At 71.4% G+C, this 19461-nt stretch carries 18 protein-coding genes and 1 other RNA gene; 6 read left to right on the forward strand and 13 right to left on the reverse strand.

All coding sequences use genetic code 11. The features are described 5' to 3' along the window. Window positions 1-2: 2 nt before the first annotated feature. Window positions 3-1424, reverse strand: coding sequence for a gamma-aminobutyraldehyde dehydrogenase (locus FHX46_RS24215; RefSeq protein ID WP_167119340.1), 1422 nt, complete (start codon window positions 1422-1424; stop codon window positions 3-5). Between the two features lie 132 nt (window positions 1425-1556). Here FHX46_RS24215 and FHX46_RS24220 point away from each other — a divergent pair, with 132 nt between their 5' ends. Next, window positions 1557-2300 carry a FadR/GntR family transcriptional regulator gene (locus FHX46_RS24220; protein WP_167119343.1) on the forward strand — a complete coding sequence of 248 codons (744 nt, stop codon included), beginning with the start codon at window positions 1557-1559 and terminating at the stop codon, window positions 2298-2300. Window positions 2301-2334: 34 nt separating this feature from the next. Beyond that, window positions 2335-3063, forward strand: a complete 729-nt coding sequence (locus tag FHX46_RS24225; protein WP_167119346.1) for a cache domain-containing protein — start codon at window positions 2335-2337, stop codon at window positions 3061-3063. Here FHX46_RS24225 and FHX46_RS24230 read toward each other — a convergent pair. From FHX46_RS24230 to FHX46_RS24240, 3 genes are read right to left on the reverse strand one after another with little or no spacing between them, the layout of a single operon-like run. Continuing rightward, window positions 3050-3823: a helical backbone metal receptor gene (locus FHX46_RS24230; protein ID WP_167119349.1), complete on the reverse strand. Its 774-nt coding sequence runs from the start codon at window positions 3821-3823 to the stop codon at window positions 3050-3052. The two genes, FHX46_RS24225 and FHX46_RS24230, sit on opposite strands and share 14 nt — an antisense overlap. Beyond that, window positions 3820-4197, reverse strand: a complete 378-nt coding sequence (locus tag FHX46_RS24235) for a DUF4326 domain-containing protein (protein ID WP_167119352.1) — start codon at window positions 4195-4197, stop codon at window positions 3820-3822. The genes FHX46_RS24230 and FHX46_RS24235 overlap by 4 nt, the downstream gene beginning before the upstream one ends. Further along, on the reverse strand, window positions 4194-5597 hold the full coding sequence (locus FHX46_RS24240) for an RNB domain-containing ribonuclease (RefSeq protein ID WP_167119355.1): 1404 nt from the start codon (window positions 5595-5597) through the stop codon (window positions 4194-4196). Before FHX46_RS24240 ends, FHX46_RS24235 begins: the two co-directional genes overlap by 4 nt. Window positions 5598-5722: 125 nt before the next feature. Here FHX46_RS24240 and FHX46_RS24245 point away from each other — a divergent pair, with 125 nt between their 5' ends. Together FHX46_RS24245 and FHX46_RS24250 are read left to right on the forward strand one after the other, a co-directional pair. Next, entirely contained in the window at window positions 5723-6685 is a 963-nt protein-coding gene (locus FHX46_RS24245; protein WP_167119358.1) for an ATP-binding protein, read from the forward strand. Window positions 6686-6706: 21 nt separating this feature from the next. After that, a complete protein-coding gene (locus FHX46_RS24250) occupies window positions 6707-7099 on the forward strand; it encodes an SCO5389 family protein (protein WP_167119361.1) in 393 nt (130 codons plus the stop codon). Between the two features lie 43 nt (window positions 7100-7142). Here FHX46_RS24250 and FHX46_RS24255 read toward each other — a convergent pair whose 3' ends face one another. The 9 genes from FHX46_RS24255 to rnpB form a co-directional block, all read right to left on the reverse strand. Next, window positions 7143-7340 (reverse strand): hypothetical protein, encoded by a 198-nt coding sequence (locus FHX46_RS24255; protein WP_167119364.1) that lies wholly within the window; start codon window positions 7338-7340, stop codon window positions 7143-7145. A 39-nt stretch (window positions 7341-7379) separates the two neighbouring features. Beyond that, window positions 7380-8372: a hypothetical protein gene (locus FHX46_RS24260; protein ID WP_167119366.1), complete on the reverse strand. Its 993-nt coding sequence runs from the start codon at window positions 8370-8372 to the stop codon at window positions 7380-7382. A gap of 13 nt (window positions 8373-8385) precedes the next feature. Further along, window positions 8386-9384, reverse strand: a complete 999-nt coding sequence (locus FHX46_RS24265) for a C40 family peptidase (RefSeq protein WP_167119369.1) — start codon at window positions 9382-9384, stop codon at window positions 8386-8388. Between the two features lie 3 nt (window positions 9385-9387). Continuing rightward, window positions 9388-9984, reverse strand: a complete 597-nt coding sequence (locus tag FHX46_RS24270) for a hypothetical protein (RefSeq protein WP_167119373.1) — start codon at window positions 9982-9984, stop codon at window positions 9388-9390. Between the two features lie 5 nt (window positions 9985-9989). Further along, complete coding sequence (locus tag FHX46_RS24275; RefSeq protein WP_167119376.1) at window positions 9990-12050, reverse strand: magnesium transporter; 2061 nt, start codon at window positions 12048-12050, stop codon at window positions 9990-9992. Then, window positions 12047-14926 (reverse strand): ATP-binding protein, encoded by a 2880-nt coding sequence (locus FHX46_RS24280; RefSeq protein ID WP_167119379.1) that lies wholly within the window; start codon window positions 14924-14926, stop codon window positions 12047-12049. The genes FHX46_RS24275 and FHX46_RS24280 overlap by 4 nt, the downstream gene beginning before the upstream one ends. Before the next feature lie 10 nt (window positions 14927-14936). Next, window positions 14937-15392: a hypothetical protein gene (locus FHX46_RS24285; RefSeq protein ID WP_167119383.1), complete on the reverse strand. Its 456-nt coding sequence runs from the start codon at window positions 15390-15392 to the stop codon at window positions 14937-14939. Window positions 15393-15410: 18 nt separating this feature from the next. Further along, window positions 15411-15677: a hypothetical protein gene (locus tag FHX46_RS24290; RefSeq protein ID WP_167119386.1), complete on the reverse strand. Its 267-nt coding sequence runs from the start codon at window positions 15675-15677 to the stop codon at window positions 15411-15413. An 818-nt stretch (window positions 15678-16495) separates the two neighbouring features. Further along, an RNA gene (rnpB, locus tag FHX46_RS24295) (RNase P RNA component class A) lies at window positions 16496-16881 on the reverse strand. Between the two features lie 131 nt (window positions 16882-17012). Between rnpB and sfnG the strand changes: the two genes are divergently transcribed. Continuing rightward, window positions 17013-18158, forward strand: a complete 1146-nt coding sequence (sfnG, locus tag FHX46_RS24300; RefSeq protein ID WP_167119390.1) for a dimethylsulfone monooxygenase SfnG — start codon at window positions 17013-17015, stop codon at window positions 18156-18158. Then, window positions 18155-19342 carry an acyl-CoA dehydrogenase family protein gene (locus FHX46_RS24305; RefSeq protein ID WP_167119393.1) on the forward strand — a complete coding sequence of 396 codons (1188 nt, stop codon included), beginning with the start codon at window positions 18155-18157 and terminating at the stop codon, window positions 19340-19342. Before sfnG ends, FHX46_RS24305 begins: the two co-directional genes overlap by 4 nt. Window positions 19343-19461 lie beyond the last annotated feature (119 nt).

The following is a 19461-nucleotide window of genomic DNA, read 5'->3' on the forward strand; positions in this document are numbered from 1 at the left end:
CCTCACCACGCCGTCATGACGTGCTTGATCCGGGTGTAGTCCTCGAGCCCGTACAGCGAGAGGTCCTTGCCGTAACCGGACTTCTTGAACCCGCCGTGCGGCATCTCGGCCACCAGCGGGATGTGGGTGTTGATCCAGACGCAGCCGAAGTCGAGCTTCGCGGACAGGCGCATCGCGCGCCGGTGGTCGGCGGTCCACAGCGACGACGCGAGCCCGTACTCGACGCCGTTGGCGGCGGCCAGCGCCTCGTCCTCGCCGCCGAACCGCTGCACCGTGATGACCGGGCCGAACACCTCGTTCTGCGAGATCTCGTCGTCCTGCCGGACGCCGGAGATCACCGTCGGCTCGAAGAAGTAGCCTTCGTCGCGGGCCGGTTTCCCTCCGGTGTGGACGGTCGCGTGCGCGGGCAGCCGCTCGATGAACCCGGCGACCTTGGCGAGGTGGCCGGCGCTGTTGAGCGGGCCGTAGAGCACGTCGGGGTCGTCGGGCAGGCCGGTCCTGGTCGCCTCGGCGTGCCGGGTCAGCGCGGCGACGAACTCGTCGTGGACGTCGTCGTGCACCAGGACGCGGGTGGCGGCGGTGCAGTCCTGGCCGGCGTTGAAGAACCCGGCCATGGCGATGGTTTCGGCCGCGTTCTCGAGGTCGGCGTCGTCGAAGACGAGCACCGGGGCCTTGCCGCCGAGTTCCAGGTGCACCCGCTTGAGGTCGGTGGCAGCGGCGCCGGCCACCTCGATGCCGGCGCGGACCGAGCCGGTGATCGACACCATCGCCGGGATCTCGTGCTCGACCAGCGCCCGGCCGGTGTTCCGGTCCCCGCAGACCACGTTGAGCACGCCGGGCGGCAGGAACTCCGCGGCGATCTCGGCGAGCAGCACCGTGGACGCCGGGGTGGTGTCGGACGGCTTGAGCACCACCGTATTGCCCGCCGCGAGTGCGGGCGCGATCTTCCAGATCGCCATCAGCAGCGGGTAGTTCCACGGCGTCACCTGCGCGCAGACGCCGATCGGTTCGCGCCGGACGTAGGAGGTGTGGCCGGTCAGGTACTCGCCCGCGGACCGGCCCTCCAGTGCGCGGGCGGCCCCGGCGAAGAACCGGAGCTGGTCGACGATCGCCGGGATCTCTTCGGTCGTGGTGACGGCGAGCGGCTTGCCGGTGTTGGCCGACTCGACGCGCACGATCTCGTCGGCCCGCCGCTCGACCGCGTCGGCGATCTTGAGCAGCGCGACCTGGCGCGTGCCGGGGGTGGTCTCCCGCCAGTCCTCGAACGCCCGGGCCGCGGCACGCAGTGCGCGGTCCACGTCCTGGGCGCTGCCGACCGGGGCGGTGCAGTACGGCCGTCCGGTGACCGGATCGATGATCTCGGCGACGGCTCCGTCAGCGGAATCCGCGGGTTCGCCGTCGATGAAGTGCTTCAGCTGGTGCACGGGCAGGCTCCTGGCTCGGCGGGGGGCGGTGCGGGTTGGTACCCCGATGGCCGGAAAACATATAAGACCATATTTCATAGGACAAGGTCTTCAGGCAGGATTGTTGCGGCGCTACCCGAAAGAAGGAGGCCGATGCGCAGGCCGTTGACATCCCCCAGCGCGCGATCAGTGCTGTTCGCGCCCCTGGACCAGACCGGGCGGGCCGAGCTCGTCGCCCGGCGCCTGGTGGACGCGATCACGCTGGGTGTCCTCGCCGACCAGGAGCAACTCCCGAGCGAGGCGGAGCTGGCCGAGCAGTTCGGGGTGTCGACCGTGACCGTGCGGGAGGCACTGGTGGCGCTGCGGCAGCAGGGTCTCGTGCAGACCAAGCGGGGTCGCGGCGGCGGCAGTTTCGTCTGCGCACCCCCCGAGGAGAACGACGAGACCTGGCGCGCGCGGCTGCGCGAGGTCTCGCTGAGCGAGCTGCGCGACATCGGCGACGACTACGTGGCCATCGCCGGCGCGGCCGCCCGGCTGGCCGCGGAACGCAGCTCGGCCGAGGACATCGCCCGCCTCCAGCTCGCAGCCGAGGACCTCGACGGCGCGGTCGGTACCGCGGCTGCCCGCGCCGAGCGGCAGTTCCACCTGGAGGTCGCCGCCGCGTCCCAGTCCCCCCGGCTCACCCACCAGGAGATCCGGTTGCAGAGCGAACAGGGCGCTCTGCTGTGGCTGCCGCTCGGCCACCACGATCCGGTGACGGCGTGCACCGAGCACCGGGCCATCGCGCTCGCGATCGCGCAGGCCGACGGCGACCGGGCCCGCATATTGACCGAGCAGCACATCCTGGACACCATCGACCGATTGGGTGAGGTGCATCTTGACCTACTCGGGTCCTAAGCTTCGACACCTCGACTACTTCAGGGACGGCACCGTGAACGACACGCTGGCCGGCGAGGGCATCGCCGAAGAGGTGTCCGGCATCGTCGAGGACGTTTTCGCGCGGCTCGCCCCCGTCGTCGCCGCGGCCACCGCGATCCTCGGCCGGACCGGCCCGGTCCGCGCGGCCGACCTGGACGCGCTGCGCCCGGACGTGCAGGCGGCCCTGGGCGGGCGGATCGTCGGCGCCGGCTTCATCGCGGCCCCGGACACGCTCGCCGACCAGCGCTTCGGCTTCGAGTGGTGGACCTGCACGCCCGGCGGCCCGCCCGCCCAGCTGTTCATCAGCCTCGACCCGGGCAGCGACCACTTCCTCGACTACACCCGGCAGTCCTGGTTCACGGTGCCGCGCGACTCGGGCCGCCGGCACATCACCGGCCCCTACGTCGACTACCTCTGCACCGACGAGTACACGCTGACCTTCACCGTCCCGGTCCTGCGGAACGGCACGTTCGCCGGGGTGGTCGGCGCGGACGTGTTCGTGCACGAGTTCGAGCGGCTGCTGCTGCCCAAGCTGCGCCGCGTCGACGGCCGCGCGGCGGTCATCAACGCGCAGGGCCGGGTCATCGCGGCGAACACCGCCCGCCAGGCGACCGGTTCGCTGGTGCGCGATCCCGACATCGCGTCCTGGTGGAACGCCGGGGCGCAACCGGTGCGCGACGCCGGCACCCTGCTGCTGCGCTGCGGGGACGCGCCGATCGCCCTGCTCGTCACCAGGCGCTGAACGCCGCGTCCAGAGCGCGGTGGGCGTCCACCAGCGACGGTCCGTACCACGTCAGGTAGCGACCGGAGACCAGCACGAACGGCACCTCCGGGAACGCCTCCGGGCCGTCGTTGTCGGTGAACAGGTACGGCTCGTCGGGCAGCACCAGCAGATCGGCCGCGCCCTCGGCGAACCGCGACCGCAACTCGTCGATCTTCGGCCGCGGGTACCGGTCCTCGTGGCCGGCGTAGACGTTTCCGACACCCAGCCGGCGCAGCACGTCCCCGCCGAAGGTGTCCCTCCCGAGCACGACCCACGGTTTGCGCCAGACCGGCACGATCGCGCGGACGCGCTCGGGCCGCGTGTCCCGCCACAGGCTTTCGGCGGTCACCAGCCAGTCCGGTTCGGACACCTCCAGCCCCTGGGTCAGCAGGCGGCGCAGGGAGGCCAGGGCCTGCGGGACGGTCTCCGGAGCCGCCATCACCCACACCGGGACCCCGTTGGCGCGCAACCGTTCCACGTCCTCCGGCCGGTTCTCCTCGGAGTTGGCCAGCACGAGATCCGGGCGCAACGCGAGGACCTCGTCCACCTTGGGGTACTTCGAGCCGCCGACGCGGGACACCTCGAGCGACTCCGGATGCGTGCAGTAGTCGGTGGCGCCGGCGATCCGGCCGGGCGCACTCACCTCGACCGCCTCGGTCAGCGCGGGCACCAGGGAGACCACGCGGCGCGGCACACCACGCACCGGCACGTCCGCGCCGAGATCGTCGAACAGGGTCATCGCTTTCCTTCGAGGTGGTCCAGCAGGACGTCGCCGTGGCAGGGCAGCGGCGCGCACCAGCAGCCCAGCGCCCGGCCGGCCAGCTCGGGCAGGCGCGCCAGCAGGTCCGGCTGCCCGGCCAGGTATTCGCGGTAGTGCCGCACCATCGCCTCCCGGTCGTGCCTGGCCTCCTTGACGAACGGGTTCGCGAAGTCGGACTCCGGCCACGGATGCCGGTTGCCGCGGTGTCCGATGTAGGTGATCAGGTCGTGCTCGACCAGCCACGGCACGAGGTGCCGGTGCGGCCCCGACTTGCGGACGTTCACGAGCACCGCGTGCCCGTCCCGGACGCGCCGGGCCAGTTCGCGTTCCTCGTCGGTCCACTCGTCGGTCATGCGCGCTCGAACGACACCTTCCGCTTGTCGGCGTCCACCGCGGTGAGCCGGACCGTGATGCGCCGCCCCTCCGGCAGGTTCTCCCCCGCGCACCGCGCCATCACCGGCGGGTCGGCGAGCATGATCTCCGCGCGGTTGTCCTCCGCCCGCAGCACGACGGCTTCGAAGGTGTCCCCGGCACGGCCGGCGAGCATCCAGGCTTCGACCTGGTCCAGGCACGCCTTTTCCACGCGAGCCGCGAGCAGGTCCGACGCGTTCATCAGTCCCGGCAGGGCGGGCAGCGCCTCGCGCGCCCACGCCGGAACCGGCTCCCCGGCGGATACCGCCAGGCAGATTTCGGCGGCGAACCGGTCGGCCAGTCGCCGGATCGGGGCGGTGACGTGCGCGTACGGGGCGCCGATGCCGGCGTGTGCGACCGTCTCGGGCAGATCGCCGTCGAAGGCCGTGTACCCGGCGCCGCGCAGCAGGCGGGTGGTGTCGGTGTACAAGGCCATCGACTCCGGTTGCGCCGGGTCGAGCCCGGCCAGCAGTTCCGCCACGCTCGTGCCGGCGGGCCAGTCGATGCCGAGCGCGCGGGCCGAGCCACGCAGCCAGAGCAGGGTCTCCGCGTCCGGATCCGGCAGGGTGCGCAGCAGGCCGATCCGGGCGTCGATCATCATCCGCGCCGCGGCCATGCCGGTGAGCAGGGAGATCTCTGCGTTCCAGGCTTCCAGCCTGGTGCGGGGGCGCATACCCAGCACCCACTCGCCGCCGTTGGCACCGATGACCCGGTCCGGCAGCTGCGGTTCCACCGCGCCCCGGCGGACCGCCAGCTCGCGGCGCAGCGTGCCCAGCTCGGGCAGGGCGGCGATCGACGGGTGCGGGGCGGCCGGGTCCTCGGTCGCGTAGTCGAGCTGCTCGGTGGAGCGGACCAGCGCGCGGCGCACGTTCGCCTGCGTCAGCTCGCCGTCCCGGTCGAGGTCCAGGGTCCACAACACGGCGGGACGGGACTCGCCGGGCAGCAGGCTCGCGGCACCTTCGGACAGCACGGGCGGGTGCAACGGCACGGTGCCGTCCGGGAGGTAGAGGGTCTGCCCGCGGCGACGCGCCTCGCGGTCGATCGGGCCGTCCGGCGTCACGAACGCGGCCAGGTCGGCGATCGCGTAGTGCACCCGGAAGCCACCCGCGCGCCGCTCGATCAGGATCGCCTGGTCAAGGTCCTTCGCGCCCGGCGGATCCAGCGTGACCAGGGGCAGGTCCGTCGCGTCGGCGCGACCGGCGGCGAACTCGGACGGGTCCATCACCATGCGCTCGGCCTCGGCGAGCACGGCCGGGTCGAAGTCCTCCGGCAGCTCGAACTCGGCGCGCAGCCGGGCGAAGCCGCCGTCCGCCGAGTTCGTGCCGGTCACGACGTGGGACACCCCCCAACCCTAACCCGGCACCCGCGGATCGGTCGCCCGATCGTGCTTGCGCCGGACGGGTGTATCTTTCCCGCACACTGTCGAAAACCGATATCGTTTTCATCAATGGGAAGGGTGCGCACACTGTGAAAGTCGCCTTCGTCGGCAAGGGCGGCAGCGGGAAGACCACGCTGACCTCGCTGTTCGCCGCGTACCTTGCCGGTTCCGGCTGCCCGGTCCTGGCCATCGACGCCGACATCAACCAGCACCTGGCCGTGGCACTGGGTGCGTCCGCCGAGGAGGCGGCCGCGCTGCCGGCGCTCGGCGAGCACCTCACCCTGATCAAGGACTGGCTGCGCGGCGACAACCCGCGGATCACCGGCGCCGGCGCGATGATCAAGACGACTCCGCCCGGCCGGGGCTCACGACTGGTGCGGCCGTTCGAGGACAACCCGGTCTTCGCGGCCTGCTTCCGGGACGTCGCCGGAGTCCGGCTGGGCGTCACCGGCCAGTTCGCCGAGGACGACCTGGGCGTCGCCTGCTACCACTCCAAGGTCGGCGCGGCCGAGCTGCTGCTGAACCACCTGGTCGACGACGCCGGCGAATACGTCGTGATGGACATGACGGCCGGCGCCGACGCGTTCGCCTCCGGGCTGTTCACCCGGTTCGACGTGACGTTCCTGGTGTGCGAGCCGACCCGGCGCAGCATCGGCGTGTACCGGCAGTACGCCGAGTACGCCCGCGACTTCGGGGTGCGGCTCGCCGCCGTCGGGAACAAGGTCACCGACGACGAGGACGTCGAATTCCTGCGTGCGGAGCTGGGCACCGATCTGCTGTGCTGGCTGACCGGGTCGGCGCACGTGCGGGCCGCCGAACGCGGCCGGGCCCGGCCGATCACGGCGCTGGAGCCGCACAATCTGGACGCACTCGCCACGCTGCGGTCCACTGTGGATTCCACGCAGCGGGACTGGGCGAAGTTCCACCGCCAGGCGGTCGAGTTCCACCTGCGCAACGCCCGGTCGTGGGGCAACGAGCGCACGGGCGAGGACCTGGCCGCACAGGTGGACCCCGAATTCGTGCCCGGCCCGCCCGCGCTGGCCGGGGCCTAGTTGGAAACCGGAAGGAGCACGATGTCCCTCGATGTACCCGCCGACCTGCTCGCCCGCGCCGAATCGGGTGCCGTGACCGACGCCGAGTTCGTCGCCTGCGTGCGCGACTCGCTGCCCTACGCGTGGCAGGTCATCAGCCAGGTGGCCACCGACCTCGCCGCCGGGACCGCCGGCTTCGCCGACCACGCGACCCCGCCGCCCAGCGAGCAGGAGCGCGGCCAGCTGCTGCGGGCGCTGGCATCCGACGCCATCCGGGGCGGCCTGGAACGGCACTTCGGGATGAAACTGGCCTTCCAGAACTGCCACCGCGTCGCGGCGTTCCGGCCGGCGGCCGTGGACAGCGACGACTACCGGGAGTTCATCTCACCGGCCGGTCAGCTCCGCAACCAGAGCCCCGAGCTGCGCGACTGCTGAGCGGGTCGAGGAGCCCCGGACCAGACCCGGTCCGGGGCTCTGCTCATTTCCACCTGGCGTCTTCCTCATCGGCCTTGCGGGTCCGCTCCCGCGCGATCTCGAGCGCGCGCTTCGCCGTCGCCTCGTCGGGATAGGGGCCGAGGAGGTCGATGGACCGCGACCGCTCGAGGTGCTCCACCTCGCCGGTGCGGGTGTTGTAGTACCAGCCCTGGTCCGGGTTCGGGTCCGTGGATTTCGCCATGCCCCGAGCTTCGCACCCGGCGCGGACCCGCGCCAGCGGTCAGGGGCGGTAACGGTACGGCAGCTCCGTCGGCTGACCGGTCGGGCCGAAGTCGTGCTCCGGCTGGTCCTCCTCGAACCAGTCCCGGTTCGCCCTCGCAGGCGCCGCCGGCTCCGCATCGGCCGTGCGGCCGCCGAGGGGAATACCGGATGCCGGGGTGGGCTGGGGCTGCGGCGGCAACGGCTCCGTGAACCGCGGCCGCTCATCCGCCGGTTCCATCGTGCGCCACGCCTGCGGGTCGGTGACCGGCCGCGTCTCCGGCTGCGCGGGCAGCGCCGCGCCGGCCCCGGGAACGGCGCGCGCGCCCGGTTCGGACACCGGCGCCCAGCCGCTCTCCCGCGCCGGCACCGGCCCGGCGCTCGTCTCGGGCGGTGTTCGCGGTGCCGCGAGCTTCTTCGGCGGCTCCGGCAGCGGCGGCACCTCGGGCGACGGCGTGGTCGGCGTGGTCCGCCACACCGGGGCCGGCGGAATGATCATCGGCGCGGCCCGGGGCGCTTCCGGGGCCGGGGCGGCGGCCTGCGGTTCACGGCGGGTCTGCCCGCGCGCCGGGATCGGGTCCAGGCACGGCACCAGAACCGTGGTGTTCTCCGGCTCCTCGACCTTCCGCCCGCTGCGCTCGCGGTAGATCATGTCGCCGTCGCCGTCGATCTCGACCAGGTAGCCGACCTCCGCGAGTTGCTCCTCGTCCAGGTTGACGAGCTTCTCGTAGCGCGACGGCACGGTCCGGTACACCGGCCACGACAACGACCGGTGCTGCTGGTGGAACTGCGACAGCAGACCGGCCATCTGCTGCTGCCACGGCAACGACATCGACTCGGCCAGCGACCGCGGCAGCACGACGTAACCCTCGTCCACGCCGGGCAGCGTCTGCGACAGGTAGTCGGCCAGCGGAGTGCTGGACGCGGGCGGCCCCGAACGCGGCGGGGGCGGCGGGGCACCGAACAGATCGCCCAGCTGCGCCGGCTTCTTGCGCTTACCGAACTTCTTCGCCACCGGGAATCACCTCCTACACACCGGGCCGGACTGCCTGCGGCACGAGTTCGTCTTCGGTCCAGGAAACCTTCCGGACGTGCACCGGCACACCGTCCTGCTGCGCCTCCACGATCTTCCCGTCGCCAAGGTACATCGCGACGTGGTGGATGGTCGCCGGGTTCGAGGCGTCGTACGCCCAGAACAGCAGGTCACCGGGCTGGGCGTCGCGCACCGGAAGCATCGCGCCGTTGTGGTACTGGTCCCGCGACACCCGGCTGAGCGTGATACCCGCCGCCTCGTACGCCCGCAGCATCAGACCCGAGCAGTCGTAGGAGTTCGGGCCGGTCGCCCCCCACACGTAGGGTTTGCCCTGCTCCCCCAACGCGAACTGGATGGCCGCCGCGGCGGCGTTGTTCGGCGGCAGCACCAGGCCCGCGCTCTGCCCGCAGCCGACCATGTCCGCGACCTGCCCGAGGTTCTCCACCAGGTGGGCGGCCATCTGCTCCCACTTGTGGTACCGGTCCGGGAAGGCCGACCGCTCGACGTCCTGCGCCGAGGCGCCGGGGCGCTGCTTGTCCCAGTCCGGCACGGCGAGCAGCACGTCGTAGAACTTGTTGATCTGGTACGGGATGTCCTGCAACTGCGCGACCGTGCCCCAGCCCATCGACGGCCGCATCTGGAAGATGCCCAGCGAATCACGATCGCCGTAGTTCAGGTTGTGCATGCCCGACTCGGTCATCCCGGCCTGGATCGCGATCTGCCACGCCCGTGGGGACAGGCCACGCTGCTTGCCGATCTCGATGATCTGCCCGACGATGAACTGCTGGTCGCCGGTGAGCCGCGCGGCCTGCGCCGCGCCCTGGTCGCCGCCCGGCACGCTCGGCCCGATCGCGGCATCACAGCTGACGTTGCGGTAGGCGGCCTGCATCTGGGCCTGCTGCTGGTCGGTCACGACCTTGCTGAGCACCCCGACGGTCGCCACGCCGGCGAACAGGACGGCGGCCAGGCCGCCGGCGAGGACACCGATCCGCATGGGTCAGCTCGCCTGGTCGAAGCCGGTCACGAGCCAGCCGGCCGTGGTCTTCGCGACGGTGATCGACAGCTTCGGCCCGTCGGTGGGGACGAGCACCTCGACGGAACTGGTGTAGGACTTGGTGACCGTGGGCTCGCCGGTCACCCGGGTGGCCGGGATGTTCGCCGGGTCCACAGTGGACATCTCCGGCAGGTACTCGGCAGTCGTGAGTGGACGGAGGCCGTCCAGCCACTGGGCGTTGGTGATCCCGGCCGGGTGGGTGGCCCACGCGGTGGCCCACTGCCTGGCGACCTGCAGCGCCGCCGGGTCCGGTGCGGCGGACGTCGGCTGCACCAGGGGCGCGGTGAGCCGGGTCGGCAGGGGTGTCGTTGTGGCGCTGCTCGGCAGCGGTGTCGTGGTGCCGTCGGCGCCCTGCACGCGGACCGGGGCCGGCCCGGAACGGTTGGGGTTGCCCAGCAGGTGCGGCACGACGATGCCGATCGCGACGATCAGCACGATGACCGCGACGGCGCTGCCGACGAGGTGGGCGGGCGAGCGCAGCGGGAAACCCCAGATGCGGCGGTAGACGGCGGCGCGGCCGCGGTTGGTCCGGATCGGCATCTACCTCACCCCACGATCCGGTCGGTGTCCCGGAGATCCTCGCGCACCTCGAGCCCGCGCGAAGGCCGGTACAGCACGTGAACCGGCTTGCCGGCGACGAGTTCCCGCCCGGCGCGGCGCGGTTCCGGCCGCTGCACGGGGGTCGCGGACACACCCGGACGCGAAATGCGCGACGGGATGACCACCGGATCGGGTTCGTCCCAGCCCCGGTCGTAGACCGGCGAGGTGTCCACGCGGCGGCTCGGCGGCTGCGCGACCGGCGGCATCCACCCGTCGGCGCGGCGCGTGGTGCCCGGCGGCGCCGAGTAGACGAACGCGTCCGGATCGGCGCCCTGCGGGACGTAGCCGGCGTAGGCGGGCTGGTTGCCACCGCCGGAGGGCAGCCCACGGCGGGTCCGGGCGGGCAGCGCGGGCCCACCACCCGGCCACGGCGCACCGGACCAGGCAGCCGCGGGACGGGCGGCCATCGCACCAGCACCGTCGAGCCGCTGCGCGGTGGCGAACACGGTCGCTTCGGGACGCCCGCGACCGGCCGACCCGGTCGGGCTGGCCACCTCGCTCTCCTCGCCCTCGCGCACGCTGTCCCAGAACTCGTCCTGCGGCGTCGGCCCCTGCTTCTTGCGGAACCGGCTGAACAGCCCCCCACTCGGCGCCGGAATGGACGACCCGACCATGCCGACCGACATCTCGACCATCTGCCACAGGCGGCGCACCGGCCGCCCGACGAGGAAGAGCAGCACGGTCACCAGACCCGCCATGACCATCTGGGTGAGGATCGACAGCGAATTCCCCGCGGCGAAGATCGCCTGCAGCAGCAGCGCGTGCACGCCGGCGAGCACCGACAGGACGAGCAAGTTGAACCCGACCGCACCGATCAACCGGGCGACCCGGCGCAGGATGTCGTGGTGGATCAGGGCCACCAGACCGATCAGCGGAGCGGTCAGCACGAAGAGCCGGATCAGCACCTGGGCCAGGAGCACGGAAGCCTTGGCCAGCAACTGGAACAACGCGTAGACCAGGCTCTGGCCGAGCGCCAGGAATCCCGAACCCGTCCGGCTACCACCTTCACCCGTGAAGTACTGGGTGGCAGGACCGAGCTGAGTGGAGATGTTCTTGTAGGCCGCCTTTTTCCCGTCCACGACCCCCTGGTTCGCGTCATCGCCGTTGCGGATCTGGTCCCAGGTGAAGGCTTGCGCGTCGAGCAGCGGGCGGCCGAACTGCTGCGCCTGCGAGGAGTCCGGGGCGCCGAATTCGCCTCGCAACCAGTTGCTGTAGATCACCTGGTTGTACAGGTCGGTCGGCAGCATCTCACGCACGATACGGTCGCCGGAGTTGTCCACGAATCCGGCTTGGATGTTCGTGCTGGTCTGCACGATGGCTCGGTCGATGGGATCGAAGTACTGCAGCATGGCCATAGACGAGGCCGCGAGCCAGACGGCCCCCAGGGCGTAGAGCCCGCGTTTGCTCACGGCCGACAGATCACCCCGCCAGATGTTGCGGAACATCATGATGGCGAGCACCAGCGCGAACAGGCCGAACAGCTGGGCGTAGATGTTGTTGTAAACCTTTTCCGCGCCCGACTTGACGGCGTTGTAGATGGGGTTGAGGAGGCCGCCTTCCATCACGGTGTAGTGCAGCGAGTTGGTCGCTCCGACGATGTTCTTGCCGATGTTGAACAGCTGGTTGCCGGCCCAGGTGTCGATGGTCGTGTTCGGGCTGGTAATCCCGGACAACGGGCCGCAGTCGGTCTGGTAGACGTACCAGACGGTGCCCGCATAGCTGTAGTCGAGGTAACCACTGCCGTTCTCGCCGTGACGCGCCGGCGGATCCAGTGCGCCCACCAGCCCGGAACCGGGCCGCTCCGGATTCGGGGCGTCGCCGCAGGCGGCGGCTGACGCGGAGGGCGCCAGGACGGTGGTCTGGACGGCCAGCACCAGGGCGACGCCCAGCACGGCCGTCCAGCGGGGTGGTCTCTTGCGGCGGCTGCCGCGGTTCGTCAGACCCCTGCGGAGCGCGTGCCAGCACCCGGCCAGGGCGAGCACGCTCAGGACCGTCACGAGCGTCATGCGGCGTCCCAGCCGCCGCGGTTTCCGGCGCCCGCCCGTTCGCCGGCGCCGGGCACCTCCTCGGCGAGGATCTGCTCCTCGGTGAGCCCCACCTCGCGCTCGGCGGCGAGCTCGAGGTCCGGCTCCAGCTCGTCCTCGGGTGGCGGCGCCGCGACGTGCTGTTCCTCGACGGCGGGCTCGGACTCGCGGGCGCGCGAGTCGGCCGGCAGGGCGTCCTTGGAACCGGGCGTCGTGTCCAGGGCGGCGCGCAGGTGGGCCAGGTGCGGGCCGGAGAAGTCCACGCGGATGCGCTCCACACCGCCCGCGCCGTCGCCGAAGATGAACTGCCGTGGTTCGCGGTCGCGCTCCAGGCCGCGTTGCGCGCCGGGCCGCCGGCCCAGCGAGGCGACCACCTGCTCGTACCCGACGCCGACCGGCACCTTCAGCAGCCGCAGCGCGTCGGCCTGCGCCTCGTCGTCGTCGAGGCGCCCGACGAACACCGAGTCGAGCAGTGCGACGAACCCCTGGATCTTCAGGAAGTCCGCCGGGATCTGCGAGGACAGCAGCACGCGGACGTTCCACTTCCGCGAGTCACGCGCGAACCGGTTCATCAGCACGCGCCCGGTCGGCACCTCGGACAGGAAGAACGCCTCGTCGATCCACACGCCCTTGCGCAGGTCCTTCGGCTTCTCGTACACCGACCGCTGCGTCAGCCACGCGGCCAGGTTCAGCATTTCCACGCCGAGCGCCTCGGCGTCGGTCCAGTGCTCGCGGCCGACGCCGTCCTTCGGCAGCGTCAGGCCGGCCATCGTGAGCACCGTCAGCCGGTCGTCGCGCGTCTCCGAGTACGGGTCGGCGTCGCTCTCCGGGATCAGCAGCGACATGCGCTCACGCATCTCGTCGAGGAAGTCCGCGACCACCACCGCGTGCTCGTGGTGCTCGCTGGAGTCCCGCCGCAGCGCGTCGATCACCTGGCCGGGGTCGGCGTCGTACCGGCCGCCGACCGCGCGCACCGCCCGCAGCAGCACGATGCGGCTCTGCGGCATGCGCGCGACCTCGTAGGGCAGCACACCGGTGAGCACGTCGAGCACCAGTCGCCGCCGGGTCGCGCCGGCCAGCGCACGCTCGCGCCGCCAGGCCCGTTCCGGGTCGTCCTCGTCCATGAAGTGCTCGAGCAGCGGTTCGGCCACCACCCGGTACGGGTTGAGGATGCCGGGCTGCGCGTTCAGCAGGTTGATCGGCCGCGCGTAGGGCCGGATCTCGGGCAGGTCGCACAACCGGGACAGCGGACCGGACGGGTCGAGCAGGGTCCAGTGCGCGCCGGCGCGCAACGTCTTGTAGACGATGCCGCCGCCGAGGAACGACTTGCCGCCACCGAGCCCTGCGACCATCGCGGTCAGACCGGATCCGTCGCGGATCTCCTGCGCCATCCACGGGTCCCACGCCACCGGGCGCCGCGTGGCGGTGCAGGTCTCGCCGAGCAGGATGCCGCGCCGGTCACCGACCTCCGCGGTCGCCGTGGGCACCGCGGCCGCGGCCCACACCACCGACCCGCGGCGCATGTAGGCCGCCGAGGACAGCGGCTCGCCCGGGATGAACTCCCGCGCCAGCGCGTACTGCGCCTCCGGGTGCTCGATCGCGATCTTCGGCTTGTACAGGTCCAGCAGCTGCTGGGCCAGCCGCAGCGCCTCGCGCTCGCTGTCGCCGGACACCGCCAGCCGCCACCACGACCGCACCCGCGTCGCCAGCGCGGTGAAGCCCGACGTCATCTCGTCGTCGATCTCCAGCACCCGGCCCGCCTGGCGCGCCAGCGACTGCGGCGGCTCCAGCTCGTGCTCGTCGGTGTAGTGCTTGACCTGCGAGCGCACCTTGTTCATCTGGCGCTGCAGCTCGCCCGCCACCTCCTCGGGGCGGCGCACGTAGATGCGCGCCGACCACTCCACCGAGGCGGGCAACCGGTCGGCGTGCTGCACCCACGGGTCGTCGACCTCGGGGATCTGCAGGCCGTGCATCTGGCCGACGGTGAGCACCGCGAGGTGACGCTGCACGCCGGCGTTGGAGCCGGTGCGCCCCCGCACGGTGAGCGTCGGCGCGTACGGCTCGGCGTGGAAGTCCGCCGCGTCGGTGAAGCTGGCCAGGTCCTCCGGCTCCCACGCCGCACCGGGCACGGCGGGCAGGTGCCGGGGCGCGGGCAGGCCCAGCGAGCACGAGCGGTGCATCAGCCAGGACATCTCCTCGGCGTGCACCGGGCGGCCCTCCAGGCCGGAGGAGCCGATCACCTGGTCCAGGTGCTCGACCTCGGAGTCCAGTGCGGCCAGCTCGGCGTCGACCGCTTCGGGCAGGATGCGGCGCAGCAACGGGGCGGCCCGCTCGACCGCCCGGTCGACCGCCCGCCGGGTCTGCACCTGGACGCCGATGTAGACCTCCTTCTCCGCCATCGACCGGCCGAGCAGCTGTTGCTGCTCGCCGATCAGGTAGTCGTCGAAGGACAGCGCGCCGGGCACGTCCGGTGGGCGGCGGACGGCGTTGTGGACGTGCGCCTCGGCCCACATCCGGATCGGGTACGGCCGGGTGGTGACGCGCAGGTGCAGCCACCGGCCCTGCAGCTCGGCGTACTGTCCCGCGATCGCGGCGATCAGGTCACGCCGCTGCGAGTCGGAGCGGAACGACCAGCGCTGCGGCGCCAGCCGGTACCAGGCGTACACCTCGTTCCCGGTGCGCACCAGGTGCCCGTCGATCGTGCGCAGGGCGATGGACGGGGTGTAGCTCGGTATCGCCTGCTCACCGGGCAGCCGGCGGCCCTGCTTACCGGGCGCGCGACCCGGCTGCGGCGACCACTGGGTGGCCCCGCCCGGGCCCGGCTTCCCGGCCTTCCGGCGTCCGCCGCTTCCGAACAACCTCTACCTCCTACCGTGGCGCCGGAGGGCGGGCGCCACGCGGTCGTGCTGTCTGGTGGTGAGGATGGGCACCCGCCACGGCGGGGTGCCGTTTGTGCTTGGGCAGCGGCCGCTGGTTCCGCACGCGGATCTTCGTGGCCGTGACCGCACCGCCCGTCCCGGAGGTCTGCTCGCGGGGCGTTTGCAGCTCACGCAGCCACATGGTCAGAACGGCACCGAGCGGACGCTCATGACTGATCTTGGCCGTGATCATCCGGGTGATCAAGATCGTCAGGACGAAGGCCCACGCGGTGGAGAAGAACCCGAACCCGAACCCGAGCTGCCGCTCCACCGCGAGGACGAGGAGGAACACCGGGATGCCGACGCCCCAGGCCACGTAGCGGGCCCGCCAGGGGAACGTCGCCTTCGGCGGCCCGAGCCAGACCGCGTCGACCCGGTAGACCTCGTCATCGGTTCGAATCCGCACGCGCGTTACCCCGCGCCGTCAGCTGGTGAACAAGCCGGCGATCCACTCGCCGACGTTGACGCCGAGCCCGCTCACGGCGAGGCCGACGATCGCGAGCGCGATCACCACACCGGCGAGGCGGCGCATGACGCCGGCGTTGTCGCCTTTGCCGCCACCGAGCCAGAGCAGCAGCAACGCAACGGCGAGCAGGACCAGGGGGATGACGTTGTCCAGCAGCCACTGCTGAACCCCTCGGGTCTTGATCTCCTGCTGCGCCAGGTGCTGCACAACTGTCATCATGGTCATCGCGTACTCCCAGGTGCGAGGAGTGTGGGTGTCGGGTGGGTCAGCGCGGGGCGGGCCCACGAGGTCGGAAAGTTCGTCCGGTCTGTCTAGCCCATCATGGCGTCACGAGCTGTGACGGTCAAAGCGCTCACTGTCGAACGGCAGTCCATTCACACCAGGCACAGTACGGCCACTTCCACTGAACTCGTCGCCCTCCATCATCGTGGCAAGACCGCTCAGGGTTAACCCCCTGCACCCGGATTTCCTAGTGTGGGCAGGGACTCACTCACAGGCGCAATCTCGGTTCACTCTGGGTGTGCGGTATCGCTGTTCGACGGCGCGGGGAACAGTGTGGCATGACCCGTTCGGCCGCATCGCACGTACCCGGGCGTGACGGCTTGTCCGGGCGAGTCGATCATCCGATCCGGCGAACGTGATCACGGAGCGCCCGGGCGACCCCACCAGGTGATCACGAAGCGTGATCGGTAAGCACTTTCGGATGAACTCGGGTGTAAGCGCTCGCCCGACCAGTCCGTGCTGCGCGAGTCGGCCTCGGCGGGGACGCAAACGCTTTCGCGCGGACGGGCGGGCCCGGCGGCCCGGTCGCCGCCGCACGGCCGGGACGAGATGCTCCCCTCCCCAGCAGCCGCCGACGCCGGTCCTCAGAGCGCCGCGGCTCCGCGGGCGCCCGCGCACGGGAAGTGGCTGGCGACGAGTCCGGGAGCCGAAGCCGGCCGCGATCACCTCCGCGATCACCTCCGCGATCACCCGCAGCGTGGCAGCGGACCGCAGAGCCGGGGACTGGGGTACTGGGGCACCGGGGCATCGGGGGACAGGGGCGGACGAGTTGACCTGTAAGCCGGATCCTGTCCCGCGGCCGGAGCCGCGGTGGCGGCCATCCATCTAGGCCCGCCGTCGCCGGCGGGCTCGAGCGGCCTACCCGCAGGCATCGGACGGGCCGCCCTCGATCGCCTGCGCAGGCACCTCGCGGCGCCCTCTTGGCCTTGCTCCGGGTGGGGTTTACCGAGCCACCCCGGTCACCCGGGGTGCTGGTGGTCTCTTACACCACCGTTTCACCCTTACCCCGGTCCTGCCGGACCGGGGCGGTCTGTTTTCTGTGGCACTGTCCCGCGGGTCGCCCCGGGTTGCGGTTAGCAACCACCCTGCCCTGCGGAGTCCGGACTTTCCTCGAGGGAGTGACCCTCGCGGCCGCCCGGCCAACTCGTCCGCCCATCCAGGGTAACCGTTCCCACGCCGTGGACGTCGGTTGCCCCTCCCCCGGCCCACCGCTTTACTCGGAATCCGATCGCGCGACCGTCGACGCACAATTCCCGACACCATTTCCGTGGAGCGTTCATGCCCTCATTTCCCGCGCCCGATCCGCGCGAACCGCTGAAATTCGCCTATTGGGTGCCGAACGTCAGCGGCGGGCTCGTCACGAGCCGGATCGAGCAACGCACCGACTGGGGTTACGACTACAACCGCGAGCTCGCTGTGCTCGCGGAGAACAACGGCTTCGACTACGCGCTGACCCAGGTCCGCTACACCGCCAGTTACGGCGCCGCCTACCAGCACGAGTCCACCGGGTTCAGCCTGGCGCTGCTGCTGGCGACCCAACGGCTGAAGGTGATCGCGGCGGTCCACCCCGGACTGTGGCACCCGGGTGTGCTGGCGAAGTTCGTGGCGAGCGCCGACGTGCTGTCCGGCGGCCGCGCCGCGGTCAACGTGGTCAGCGGCTGGTTCAAGGACGAGTTCACCGGCCTCGGTGAACCCTGGCTCGAACACGACGAGCGGTACCGCCGGTCCGAGGAGTTCATCCGCGTCCTCAAAGAACTGTGGACGACCGACTCGGCCGAGTTCCGCGGCGACTTCTACCGCATCCACGACTTCGACATCAAGCCGAAACCGGTGGCCGGCGCGGATCGCCCGCACCCGGAGGTGTTCCAGGGCGGCAACTCGACCGCGGCCCGCAAGCTCGCCGGGCGCGTGTCGGACTGGTATTTCAGCAACGGCAAGGACTTCGACGGGTTCAGCGAGCAGGTCGCGGAGGTCCGCGGGTACGCGGCGGAGAACGACCACCACGTCCGCTTCGGGCTCAACGGGTTCGTCATCGCCCGCGACACCGAGGCCGAGGCGCGCGAGGTGCTGCGGGAGATCGTGGACAAGGCCGACGTAGCGGCGGTGGAGGGGTTCTCCTCTGCCGTCCAGCAAGCGGGCAAGTCCACATCGGACGGCAAGGGCATGTGGTCGGACTCGGAGTTCGCCGACCTGGTCCAGTACAACGACGGCTTCCGCACCGGCCTGATCGGCACGCCCGAGCAGATCGCCCGGCGGGCGATCGAGTACAAGCGGCGCGGGGCGAACCTGCTGCTGCTCGGTTTCCTGCACTACCACGAGGACGTGGAGTACTTCGGCCGTCACGTCCTGCCCATCGTCCGCGAGCTCGAGCAGGAGCTCGACGCCAGCGCCGCCACCGCCGAACCCGTGGGGAGCCCCGCATGACCACCACCGAAACCGACTGGCTCGTGCGGGCGCGCGAGGTCGCCGCGCAGCTGGCGGTCGACGCCGTCCAGCGGGACCAGGAGGGCCGCACCCCGGCCGCCGAGGTCCAGCTGCTCAAGGACAACGGCCTGGTCACCCTGCTCGGCCCGGTCGAGCACGGCGGCGGCGGGCAGACCTGGGAGACCGCCTACCGGGTGATCCGCGAGATCGCGAAGGCGGACGGCTCCATCGGCCAGCTGCTCGGCTACCACTACCTGTGGGCGTGGGCGGTGCGGCTGGTCGGCACCGAAGCGCAGATCGCCGCCGTCGAAGAGCTGTACACGCGCGGCAACCTGTTCTTCGGCGGCGCGGTCAACCCGCGCGACTCCGACCTGCGGATCACCGAGGACGGCGACGAGCTGGTCTTCGACGGGCACAAGTCGTTCTCCACCGGCAGCCGGGTGTCGGACCTGACCGTGCTGGAGGGGGTGCTCGACGGCACCGGCGAGCACATCTTCGCGATCGTGCCGTCGAAGCAACCGGGAATCGTGTTCCACGACGACTGGGACAACATCGGGCAGCGGCTCACCGAATCGGGCAGCGTGACCATTTCTGGCGTGCGCGTGCCGTGGCCGGACGCCGCGGGATACGTGGACCGGAAATTCCGGCCCCTGGTCTACAACACGCTGAACGTGCCGGCCATCCAGCTGGTGTTCACCAATTTTTACCTCGGCATCGCGCAGGGCGCGCTGGAATCGGCGCTGGCCTACACGCGGGAACGGACCCGGGCCTGGCCCTACGGTGGCGACGACAAGGAGTCCGCGACCGACGAGTGGTACGTGCTCGAGGGTTACGGCGACCTGCAGGCCAAGCTGTGGGCGGCGGAGGCCCTGGTCGATCGGGCGGGTGCGGCGATCTCGCCGATCCTGCACGCGCCGCGGGAGGAGGTCACGCCGCAGGCCCGCGGCGAGGTAGCGGTGCTGATCGCCGCGGCCAAGCAGCGGATCGTCGAGACCGGCCTGGAGATCGGCACGCGGATCTTCGAGCTCACCGGAGCGCGGGCGAGCGCATCGAAGTACGGGCTGGACCGGTTCTGGCGGAACCTGCGGACCCACTCCCTGCACGACCCGTTGCCCTACAAGAAGCGGGAGGTCGGGGACTACGCCGTGAACGGCCGCCACCCGGAGCCGACCTGGTACACCTAGCCAACGGTTGCCCGCGGGCCACCCTCGCCGCCGGTCAGGGCGCGGGGGTGGCCCGCACCGTCGCGGGGTGTGGCCGGTCGCCGGTTCGCCGTCCGGAGCGGGCACACCGGGACGGTCGC

Origin of the sequence: Amycolatopsis viridis, assembly GCF_011758765.1 — a bacterium.
GTDB lineage: Bacteria > Actinomycetota > Actinomycetes > Mycobacteriales > Pseudonocardiaceae > Amycolatopsis_E > Amycolatopsis_E viridis.